The organism is Vreelandella janggokensis (assembly GCF_031451615.1).
Taxonomy (GTDB): Bacteria; Pseudomonadota; Gammaproteobacteria; order Pseudomonadales; family Halomonadaceae; genus Vreelandella; species Vreelandella janggokensis.
The window spans coordinates 1,054,602-1,065,857 of the sequence record NZ_JARWAJ010000001.1 but is presented as its reverse complement, the minus strand read 5'-3'; the positions used below and the strand labels follow the sequence as shown (position 1 = coordinate 1,065,857).

At 56.4% G+C, this 11,256-nt stretch carries 10 protein-coding genes; 1 reads left to right on the top strand and 9 read right to left on the bottom strand.

The window, feature by feature from the left end; genetic code table 11:
• The first annotated feature begins 71 nt into the window (after nt 1-71).
• On the top strand, nt 72-2,768 hold the full coding sequence (locus QC816_RS04860) for an ATP-binding protein (RefSeq protein ID WP_309781237.1): 2,697 nt from the start codon (nt 72-74) through the stop codon (nt 2,766-2,768).
• Between the two features lie 24 nt (nt 2,769-2,792).
• Here QC816_RS04860 and acpS read toward each other — a convergent pair whose 3' ends face one another.
• The 9 genes from acpS to QC816_RS04815 all read right to left on the bottom strand — a co-directional run bounded on the left by acpS (nt 2,793) and on the right by QC816_RS04815 (nt 11,135).
• Nucleotides 2,793-3,170 carry a holo-ACP synthase gene (acpS, locus tag QC816_RS04855; protein WP_085918784.1) on the bottom strand — a complete coding sequence of 126 codons (378 nt, stop codon included), beginning with the start codon at nt 3,168-3,170 and terminating at the stop codon, nt 2,793-2,795.
• 3 nt (nt 3,171-3,173) lie between these two features.
• Complete coding sequence (pdxJ, locus tag QC816_RS04850) at nt 3,174-3,998, bottom strand: pyridoxine 5'-phosphate synthase (protein ID WP_309781235.1); 825 nt, start codon at nt 3,996-3,998, stop codon at nt 3,174-3,176.
• Nucleotides 3,999-4,030: 32 nt separating this feature from the next.
• On the bottom strand, nt 4,031-4,723 hold the full coding sequence (gene recO, locus QC816_RS04845; RefSeq protein ID WP_085918786.1) for a DNA repair protein RecO: 693 nt from the start codon (nt 4,721-4,723) through the stop codon (nt 4,031-4,033).
• An 8-nt stretch (nt 4,724-4,731) separates the two neighbouring features.
• Entirely contained in the window at nt 4,732-5,631 is a 900-nt protein-coding gene (gene era, locus QC816_RS04840; RefSeq protein ID WP_085918787.1) for a GTPase Era, read from the bottom strand.
• Entirely contained in the window at nt 5,628-6,320 is a 693-nt protein-coding gene (rnc, locus tag QC816_RS04835) for a ribonuclease III (RefSeq protein WP_066320021.1), read from the bottom strand. The genes era and rnc overlap by 4 nt, the downstream gene beginning before the upstream one ends.
• A gap of 61 nt (nt 6,321-6,381) precedes the next feature.
• Nucleotides 6,382-7,176: a signal peptidase I gene (lepB, locus tag QC816_RS04830; protein WP_199283440.1), complete on the bottom strand. Its 795-nt coding sequence runs from the start codon at nt 7,174-7,176 to the stop codon at nt 6,382-6,384.
• Nucleotides 7,177-7,191: 15 nt separating this feature from the next.
• Nucleotides 7,192-9,006 carry a translation elongation factor 4 gene (gene lepA / locus QC816_RS04825; protein ID WP_085918789.1) on the bottom strand — a complete coding sequence of 605 codons (1,815 nt, stop codon included), beginning with the start codon at nt 9,004-9,006 and terminating at the stop codon, nt 7,192-7,194.
• 186 nt (nt 9,007-9,192) lie between these two features.
• A complete protein-coding gene (locus tag QC816_RS04820) occupies nt 9,193-10,617 on the bottom strand; it encodes a DegQ family serine endoprotease (RefSeq protein ID WP_309781233.1) in 1,425 nt (474 codons plus the stop codon).
• A gap of 62 nt (nt 10,618-10,679) precedes the next feature.
• Nucleotides 10,680-11,135, bottom strand: a complete 456-nt coding sequence (locus QC816_RS04815) for a SoxR reducing system RseC family protein (protein WP_199283442.1) — start codon at nt 11,133-11,135, stop codon at nt 10,680-10,682.
• Nucleotides 11,136-11,256 lie beyond the last annotated feature (121 nt).

Genomic DNA, 11,256 nt, shown 5'->3' with positions numbered 1-11,256 from the left:
TCGTTACCTACATTATATCGGTGCTAACGTACACTGGACAGGTAACCCTCTTGAATCAGCAGGCTGCTTTCATGTCTTTGAACACGCGACTTCTTTTTGCGCTGCTTGGCCTTCCGCTTGTGGTCTATGCCTGCATGGCGATACTGCTCATCATCCAAAACGACCAAAAAGCCCACGCGCTGTTAGAGGAGCGTATTGTAAGCGCCAGTCACGCCATTGCCCCCGACATGGCAGAGGCGTTACTGGAAACAGATATTGATCAGTTGGACACCCACGTTGCCGACTTCCTGGCACAGCCGAGCATCAGTTCAGTCACCATCTTCGATAATCAAAAAAACCGTCTCATGGTGCGCGGGCGCACCAACTCAGCATCACCGCTCTCGTCATATCCCGATACCACACAACTGGTCACCACTGATGATGGATGGCGCTTGCAAGCTCCTCTGGAGGCGTCGACGACAGGCAACGAATCTCCCTCACGAGCGGGGTGGCTCGAAGCCACGATTGACACCTATTCACTAAACCTTGCTCGCTATCAGATGATTGCCAGTTTAAGCCTGGGCGGCATGCTTCTCGGGCTTTGCCTGTTCCTGATTGCCTTTGCGATCAGCCGCTATGTCACGCGGCCCATTGAAGAGGCAAACCATGCACTTTATCGCCTGACGCGGGGCGATTATGAGCAAACGGCGATGTCACATGACGCCGTCGAGCTTAACCGGTTAGCCCAACAGATCAATGCCCTTGCCCGTCATCTCCAAAGCGCCAAACATGACATGCAAACGCAAATCGAACAGGCGACCAGCGAACTCCAGGAATCCATGGAGACCATCGAAGAACAGAATATCAAGCTCGACTTGGCCCATCGCAGCGCGGTGCGGGCCAATACGGTGAAGTCGGAGTTTCTCGCCAACATGAGTCACGAGATCCGTACACCACTGAACGGGATCATCGGATTTTGTCGGCTACTGGGCCGTTCATCCCTGGATGCCCGCCAGCGCGATTGGCTACAGCACGTGCATAGGGCCTGCGATAACCTGCTCATGCTGGTCAACGATGTGCTCGACTTTTCCAAGCTGGAAGCCAACCGGCTAACCCTGGAAGAAGCCGATATCGACATCGTGACGCTGGTTGATGAGGTTCTCGGCCTGCATGCCCCCGAAGCCCAGCGTAAACACCTTCATCTGGTGGCCATGGTGTACGACGATGTGCCTACACCGCTCAGCGGCGACCCGCTCAGACTGCACCAGGTGCTCAATAACCTGCTCAGCAATGCCCTCAAGTTTACCCATCAGGGCGATGTGGTCGTCAGGGTCATGCTGGAGCACTATGCGGGCAAACATGTCGTGCTGAATATCAGCGTCAGCGATACAGGCATCGGCCTGAGCGAAGAACACCAGCAACAGTTATTCAGCGCCTTTTCTCAAGCCGAGCCCAGCCACCCCCGGCAGTTTGGCGGCAGCGGGCTCGGCTTGACCATCTGCCGTCAGCTCATTCACCGTATGGGGGGCGAGATCAGCGTCGAGAGCGAACTGAATAAAGGCTCGACGTTCTCTTTTACCCTGCCCCTCCAGGCCACCCACGCCGACGAGCGCAGCCCAGAGCTGCGCCTTGACGGTCCGATCATCCGCGTTCACGAACCACACACCACCACGCGCCATGTGCTGGATCATCTACTGGAACGCTGGGGAGCAATGCCGGTCGCGCTTTCCAGCAACGCGGCCAGCGATTTGTTGCTCATCAGTCTTGACCAGGATGATTTACAACCCAAGGCGCTTAGCCAGTGGCAGGACATCATCCGTGCCGCCGAGTGTCCCGTACTGGTGCTGGTCAACGGGTCAAGCTTTGAACTGCCAAAACTCGATTTTCCGTTCAAAGGCGAGCTGCTTTGCAAGCCATTTACCCGTTCGCAACTGGCTGTCTCGCTGACGCATCTATTGGTGTCGGTCAGCGAAGTCCCCTCCCTCCAAAACGCTCCTCTTCCGGCGTTACCTGCCGCGGACGAGGGGTATCGATTATTGGTTGTCGACGACAATACATCCAACCGACAACTGCTCAGTGCGTTATTGGAGGCACCCGGTCGGCACATTACCTTGGCGGAAAGCGGTCATGAAGCGATCAAGATTGGTCGGGAGCAGACGTTTGACATGGTGTTCATGGATATCCGCATGCCTGAGATGGATGGTGTCCAAGCCACCCAGACGCTGCGACGCATCAGCAATGCCTGGAGCCGCTGTCCGATCATTGCGGTGACCGCGCACGCGTTGAATAGTGAGCGTCAGCACTGGCTGGCCGAAGGGCTGGACGACGTGATTATCAAGCCGATAGACGAACATGACTTGAACCAATTGCTCAACCGGTTCCTGGGCATTGACGCACCGGATTCAGCGCCCCTGCCGACTAAAAAGCTGCCCAGCGAAACCTCGACATCTGCCACGTTACCGGTAATCGACCTGACGCTGGGTACACGCCTGGCCGGCGGCAAGGATGACATTGCACGGGCCCAGATCAAGCGCCTGATCGACAATTTGCCCGCCACGCGGCAAGCCATGGATGCCGCTCATCAGCAGCGCGACATTGAAGCGCTGCTGGACAGCGTCCACGACCTGAACGGTGCCAGCCGCTACTGCGGGACCCCCGAGTTAGCACTGATTGTCGAGACCCTGGAAACCCGGCTGCGCACCAGCGGGCTGGACCATGCGGACACCCTCATCAACGATCTTTACCGGGCCATGGACAAGCTCATTGCCCAGCGCGGAACGCTTGGCTAGGACGACCTAGCTTTCCAGGACCACTTAGCTTTCCAGGACTACAAACGCAATGGCATAGTCATCTTCATCGCTTAACGTGATATGCAGAGCGGCCACCCCGGCGGCTGACGCTTTCTCTGCGGCAGCCCCCTGGAGGTTAAAGTAGGGTTTGCCCAGGGCATCATTGAGCACCTGAATATCGCGCCACTGCAACCCATGCCGCAATCCCAGGCCCAGCGCTTTGACAAAAGCCTCTTTGGCCGCAAACCGCTTGGCCAGAAAGGCGACGGGATGCGCTTTCTGCTGCCACATGACGTGTTCTTCAGGGCCCAGGATACGCAGTGCGAAGCGCGGTCCATGACGCTTTAAGGCCCGCTCAAAACGCTCTATCCGCGCTATATCTGAGCCGATACCGACGATCACGGATCAGTGCCCACAGCAGCCATCATGGACATGACCGTGCTGCTCCTCATGTTCATGGTCATGAGCATCCAGCGCCGCCATCAGACCGGCTTCCTGACCCGCGATTATCAACCGTTTCATCTCTGCAACGGCGTCTTTCAGACCAACAAAGAGAGCGCGTGCAATAATCGCGTGGCCGATATTCAACTCATTGATGCCCGGCAATGCGGCGATGGCCTCAGCGTTATGGTAATGCAGCCCGTGGCCGGCATTGACCACCAGCCCAATTGATACCGCGTGCGTGGCGGCAGCGGTTAACCGCTGGTACTCGGCCGTGGCTGTCTCACTGCCCGGGCGCGCCTCGGCATACGCCCCGGTGTGCAATTCAACGACCGGCGCGCCCGTGCGCTGCGCCGCATCGATCTGGTCAGCGTCCGGATCAATGAATAACGACACCTCGCAACCGGCTGCCGCAAGTCGCTGGCAGGCACTGGCAACAGCGTCGAAACCACCCGCCACATCGAGACCGCCTTCAGTGGTCAATTCTTCGCGCTTCTCGGGCACCAGGCATACATGGGCGGGGCGAATCTCCTCGGCAAGGGCCAGCATTTCCTCGGTCAGCGCCATTTCCAGGTTCATGCGCGTATTGAGCACCTCGGCGAGCAGCTTCACGTCGCGCGGTTGGATATGGCGGCGATCTTCACGCAGGTGCACGGTAATGCCGTCGGCGCCCGCCTCTTCGGCTAACAGCGCCGCCTGCACAGGATCCGGATAGCGGGTGCCGCGTGCCTGACGCAACGTGGCAATGTGATCGATGTTGACACCTAACAGTATCCGGGGGGGATGCATAAATGGCCTCCAGTTTTATAAAGGGTGACTACCTAACGTTGGCGACGCTGGGCGAGATCGCGCATCAACTCCCGGGAGCGTAATGCGGTGGTCCCCAGATGCGGTGCCAGGGCGGCACGCATGACGGCTTTCAACGCATTGGAAAGTGTCGGTTCCTGCCAGTCATGGTGATCAATATAGCGCAGGGTTCGACCGTCCAGCCCTTTGGCGGCCGGGATGAACGCCCGGCTGGCCGCATCGAATCGGTAGTGGGCATGTGGATCGAGTGCGCCACCGTCGGGGGTGCAGAAGCGTGGCGTGGCGTCCAGGACCTCCAGGAGCGACCATTCGTAACGGCGCAGCGCCAGCGCACGGGCGGCTGGCACCGGCAGCGCCTCCAGCAAGGCCGTGTAAAAGGCGAAGACATTGCCTGCGGGCAGTTCCAGCGGCAACAGGCGAGTCGCAATCTCGTTGGCATAAAACCCACAAAGCAGGCCCTCGCCCGCCAACAGCGCTGTCGCTCCCCGTGATTCCATCAGGTTCAGCCGCTTGAGCTCACGTTCGCCTCGCCAGGTTACTAGAAGAGGAGTAAAAGGCTGAAGCCGCTGGCGCGATTTTGACGTGGGTCGCTGACCGCCCTGGGCGACCGCTCGGATACGCCCATGGTGGAGTGTCAACAGATCCACCAGCGCACTGGTTTCGCGGTATGGCCTTCGGTGAAGCAGGAAGGCCGGCTCCGCCGACATTGCCATGCTCAATCGAGATCGTAGCCCAGGCTCTTCAGCGCGCGCTCATCGTCTGACCAGCCACGTTTAACCTTCACCCACAGATTCAGCATGACTTTGGTACCCAGCGCACGCTCCATATCCAGGCGCGCCTCACGGCCAATGCTCTTGATGCGCTCGCCATTTTCACCGATCAAAATGACTTTCTGCCCCTGGCGTTCCACCAGAATCAGCGCACTGATGTGGGTCACGCGCTCAGTTTCGCGAAACTCTTCTATTTCCACGGTCATCTGATAGGGCAACTCGTCACCCAACTGGCGCATGACTTTTTCCCGCACCAGCTCAGCCGCCATGAACCGCAGGCTACGATCGGTAATCTGGTCTTCGGGGAAATAGTGAATGCTTTCGGGAAGATGCTTGGCAACCTCTTCCTCGAGGGTATCTACCTGGGTACCATGCTTGGCGGAAATGGGCACAATGGCGGCAAACTCACGGCGCGCTCCCACCTCGGAAAGCCAGGGGAGCAGGTCGCTTTTGTCATTGAGACGGTCCACCTTGTTAACCGCCAGGATGATGGGCGCATCGACGTGTTCAAGGCGCTTAAGCACCGCTTGGTCCTCATCGGTCCAACGAGTGCGGTCAATAATGAACACGACACAGTCAACGTCACGCAGGGCCTGGGTCGCCGCCTGGTTCATGAACCGGTTAATCGCTTTATTGCGATCTTTGGACATGATGTGCATGCCCGGTGTATCGACGTAAATAAACTGGGCGTCGCCTTCCGTCTTGATCCCCATCACCTGGTGGCGTGTGGTCTGCGGCCGCCGGGAGGTAATCGAAATCTTCTGCCCCAGAATACGATTCATCAAAGTGGATTTGCCGACATTGGGGCGGCCGACAATCGCAACGAATCCACAGGACTGGCTCATGCATTGTCTCCAGGACGTTTTTCAAGGTGGGCGAGCGCTTCTTCAGCGGCTTGCTGTTCTGCGTGGCGACGGCTGGGGCCTTTGCCCGTTGTGTGTTCGCTCAGCAGATCAATGTAACATTCCACAGTGAACATCTGGGCGTGAGCCTCCCCCTTGACGCTAACCACTTCGTAGCGGGGTAGCGCCGCCTGGCGAGACTGAAGAAATTCTTGCAGCCGTGTTTTAGGGTCTTTCTGGGTGTCCTGCAGCGATATACCCGCCAGCCGTTCGGCGTACCATGACAGGACACGCTCGCGAACGGCATCCATGCCTGCATCCAGGTAGATGGCACCGATCACCGCTTCTACCGCATCCGCCAGAATCGATTCCCGGCGATGCCCGCCGCTTTTCATTTCGCCTGAGCCTAACCGTAAGCATTCACCAAACGTCATTTCCCTGGCCAGCTCTGCCAGCGTTTGTCCTTTAACCAGACGCGCCCTCAGGCGCGATAGCTGACCTTCACGGGCCTGCGGAAAACGCTCATAAAGGGCTTCCGCAATCACGAAATTGACGATGGAATCGCCCAGAAACTCCAGGCGTTCATTATTGCGGCCGCCGTAACTGCGGTGGGTCATGGCCAGCTCTATCAGCGTAATATCGCCGAAGGTATGGCCAATACGTCGGCAAAAAGCGGTTAACGAAGTACTCACGGGGCCCCTACGTCATTGACGTCGACTAAAAATAAATGGTTATACATGACGATTGTTTTCATTACTCAATACGGCGCACGTCGGTAAAGCTTGGCAGACCACCATCCCAGTGCATCCAGACAGCAAAGGCGCGCCCGACAATATTGTCTTCAGGCACAAACCCCCAGTAACGGCTGTCGTTGGAGTGGTCGCGGTTGTCGCCCATGGTGAAATAGTGGCCTTCGGGCACCTCCACCTCACGCATCTGCGGCCCGGGATCACGGGGGTTGTTATAGATATAATGCTCCACGTCACCTAAACGCTCTTCAAATAACGGCTGCTGAGTCGCGCTCTCTTCCATCAGCTCCTTGGGCACCGGCTCGCCATTGATGTACAGCTGTTTGCCTTCATAGCGAATCTGGTCACCAGGCAGACCTACCACGCGTTTGATGAAGTTGACCGAGGGCTCTTCAGGGAAGCGAAACACCATGACATCGCCACGTTCAGGATCATCGACTTCAAGGAACCGCGTATTGACGACCGGTAGGCGCAGGCCATAAGCGAACTTGTTGACCAGAATAAAGTCGCCCACCTCAAGGGTCGGACGCATCGACCCGGAAGGGATTTGAAACGGCTCAACGATAAAGCTGCGTACCACCAGCACGACCAGCAATACCGGGAAGAATGAGCGCGAATAATCGACTAGCCATGGCTCTTTAAGCAGCTTTTCCCGGGTGGCCGGGTCCAACCCCTCTTGGGTATTGGCGTCGGCGCGCTCGACACGCTCCCGACGCTTGGGACGCAGCCAAACCACATCAAGCAAATAGATAACGCCAGAAAGCGCAACGGCAAGTACCAGCAGTAATGCAAAATCCATGGGTGGACGTCTTCCTTAGTCGTTAACCTTGAGTACAGCAAGGAAGGCTTCCTGGGGGATCTCCACCCGACCGACCTGCTTCATACGTTTCTTACCAGCTTTCTGTTTTTCCAGCAGTTTTTTCTTACGGCTAACATCACCGCCGTAACATTTTGCCGTCACGTTTTTACGCAGCGCTTTGACAGTGGAGCGCGCCACGACCTGCCCTCCGATAGCGGCCTGAATCGCCACGTCATACATTTGCCGGGGGATCAACTCTTTCATTTTCTCCACCAGCAGTCGACCCCGCGAGTGGGCGTGATCGCGGTGAATAATCACCGCGAGGGCATCTACTTTATCACCGTTAATCAGCACGTCCAGGCGGGCCAGTTGGGCCGCTTCAAAACGCTCAAAATTATATTCAAGCGACGCGTAACCCCGTGAAATAGACTTCAATCGATCAAAAAAGTCCATCACGACTTCAGACATCGGTAATTCGTAGGTCAACTGGATTTGGTTGCCGAGAAACTGCATGTCCAGCTGGGTGCCGCGACGGAGTTCACATTCGGAAATCACATTCCCGACAAACTCCTGGGGTACCAGAATACTTGCTCGCACAACGGGCTCGCGCATTTGCTCAACGTCGGCCATGTCGGGCAGCTTGGAGGGGTTCGATACGTAAAGGAGATCGCCATTTTTCATGGAAAGCTCGTAGACCACCGTGGGAGCGGTCGTCAGCAGGTCCAGATCGTATTCACGTTCCAGGCGCTCTTGAATGATCTCCATGTGGAGCGTGCCAAGAAAACCTACCCGGAAACCAAAGCCCAACGCATCCGAATTTTCAGGTTCGTATTCGAGCGAGGCATCGTTAAGTGCCAGCTTTTCCAACGCATCGCGAAAATCTTCATAATCATCGGAATTGACGGTGAAGATCCCGGCATACACCTGCGGTTTGACCTTTTTAAAGCCTGGCAGCCTGGGCACATCCGGTGTTTTGGTATGCGTGATGGTATCACCCACAGGGGCACCGTGAATGTCTTTAATACCCGCCACGATAAAGCCCACTTCGCCAGCACGCAGAATATCGGTCTGTTTGCGCAGCGGCGTAAAAATACCCACTTCAGTGGTATTCCAATCCCTATTTGTGGAATTGATTCGGATCTTGTCGCCTTTGCGCAGCGTACCGTCAAACAGGCGAACCAACGACACAACCCCAAGGTAGTTATCAAACCACGAGTCGATAATCAACGCTTGCAAGGGGGCGTCAGGGTCGCCTTTGGGGGGCGGTATATCGCGTACCAGACGTTCTAACAGCTCATCGATGCCAATCCCGCTTTTAGCGGACACCTGACAGGCATCGGTCGCATCAATGCCGATGATTTCCTCGACTTCCTGAGCCACCCTGTCAGGGTCGGCCTGGGGCAAGTCGATTTTATTCAGCACCGGCAATACTTCCAGGCCCTGTTCAACGGCGGTGTAGCAGTTGGCAACCGACTGGGCTTCAACCCCCTGAGCGGCATCGACAACCAGCAGCGCGCCCTCGCAGGCGTAAAGCGAGCGGGACACTTCATAAGAAAAGTCGACGTGCCCGGGCGTGTCGATAAAATTGAGCTGGTAGACCTGCCCGTCGGACGCGGTGTAGTCCAGCGTTACCGACTGAGCCTTGATGGTAATGCCACGCTCGCGTTCGATATCCATCGAGTCAAGCACTTGTTCTTTCAATTCGCGCTCGGTTAAACCACCACAGGTTTGAATCAACCGGTCTGATAGGGTGGATTTGCCGTGATCAATGTGCGCGATGATCGAGAAGTTTCTAATGTGCTTGATTTTGCTAACTGTTTCTTGGGTCATTGGCCGTTTTTATCCGGTATATGTACGCAACCATGTACGGTTAACAGTCTTGCTGTGGTATACGCAGTAGAAATTTGACGCCATTGTACCGTTACGACGGTCCCGGTGCTATGTGCAAAAAAAAGAGCAAAAAAAACGACAGCCCGTTAAGTGAAAACGGACTGCCGTTATAGAGAGGTTAATCAGTTACTCAAAGCGCAGCGCCACAAAGAGCGAGCGCCCCTCGCGATAGAGGCGTAGCGGAATCGCTCGATCAGTGGGCAACTCCTCCACGATGCGACGCAGCTCTTCAGGCGACGTTAAGCTGCGATGGTCCAGGCTCACCAGCACATCACCTGCACGCAGCCCTGCACGTGCTGCCACGCTATCGGGCTCTACTTCACGCACGATGACACCGCCTTCCAGGTTAAGTTGCTCACGGGTTTCCTGGTCAATTTCGGCCACCGACACCCCAAGGCGTACCTGACTATCGCTGGACGACGATGGTACAGACGCTTGTTCAACGTTCGGCCAGGTCCCCAGCTCGACTGACTCACTGCGCTCTTCTCCATCACGCATCAACAGCAAGTCCACTTCGTTGCCCGGCGCGACACGCCCGATCAGACGCGGCAGACTGCTCGAACTGTCCACGGTTTCGCCGTTGACTTCAAGGATCACATCACCTGCTTTAAGCCCGCCTTTCGCCGCCGGCCCTTCAGGGTCAAGATCAGCGATTAGCGCGCCTTCGGCTTCTTCCATGCCGAATGACTCGGCCAGGTCACGGGATACGGGCTGTATCATCACCCCTAACCAGCCACGGTTAACGTACCCATCTTCGCGAAGCTGATCGGCCACATCCATCGCGACATTGATCGGGATGGCGAAGGAAACGCCCATGAACCCGCCGCTACGCGTGAAAATCTGTGAATTGATACCAATAACTTCGCCATCGAGATTGAACAGCGGACCACCGGAGTTACCCGGGTTGATCGCCACATCGGTTTGAATGAACGGCACGTAGGCATCCCGCGGAAGCGTGCGATTGATCGCACTGATAATGCCAGCGGTCACCGAATGATCGAATCCGAATGGAGAACCTATCGCCGCCACCCACTCACCGACGCGAAGCTCGTCGGAATCGCCGAGTTCTAGCGTGGGCAAATCACTTGCCTCCACCTTCAAAAGCGCCACATCAGTTTGCGGATCACTGCCAATAAGCTCGGCGTTCAATTCACGACGGTCGTTCAAACGCACCAGAATTTCATCGGCATCCTGCACCACGTGGGCGTTGGTCATCACATAGCCGTCTTCACTGATAATGAAGCCAGAGCCCAGTGATTGGCGTTCTTCTGTTCGCCCACGACCGCTACCTGGAGGTGACGGGAAACGATCACTAAAATTATCGCCGAAGAAGTGGCGAAATATCTCGGGTATCTCCTGCCCGCCAAAATTGTCAAATGAGGGGCCGCCGCGCTGCACTGTGCGACTAGTGGAAATATTGACCACACCGGGGGCAGCGTCTTCAACGAGATCGGTAAAGTCAGGCAGATCCTGGGCGTGGGCGTTTTGCCCCAAAGCGAGCAACACGACTAAGCATACCCACAATGTGGAGGAAAACATTAAGCGCTTCATGCAAGAACTCCTACTAAAAACACTATCATGCCAAGTTAATACAGCTCACAGCGAGCCATCCATCACGGTGCGTCGATCAATCGTGGGCGAAATAACTCCGCTCGCTGACCTAACGCATATTTAAGACCCACCATGCCACACATCAAGACACCAAAAAAAAGCCCCGGGGCAAGCCAGGTCGAATCACTCACCACACTCCCCAGGCCGGCGACCACCAATCCGGCCAGAAGCGGAAACCCGTAGACCAACCACGTCAACCGAGTCACTGAGGTTTTTTCTATCGCCACCGTTACCTCGCTGTTCAGTGGCGGAACGGGGTCTCCTTCCCAACATGCTGGTACGTCTATTTCCAACTGCCACGAGCGGGGACGCGAGAGAAGCCCCAGCCCACAACCCTGCCCTTTCGCGCATTGAGTGCAGCCAGACGATGCCGTCGCTTCAACGATAATCCCCTTGTCGTGGTAGCCCACTACCCGCGCCTTGCGCTCAATAAACGTCTTGCTCGGTAATATCGGCATCACTTCCCTCTCCACAAGTCGCCGAGGAGTGATCGCCCAATCGGCACCCACAAAAAATGGACGTTGAAATAGAGAGAAGCTCTTTTCAACGTCCATTTATCACTTTCCATGTTGGCCGCTC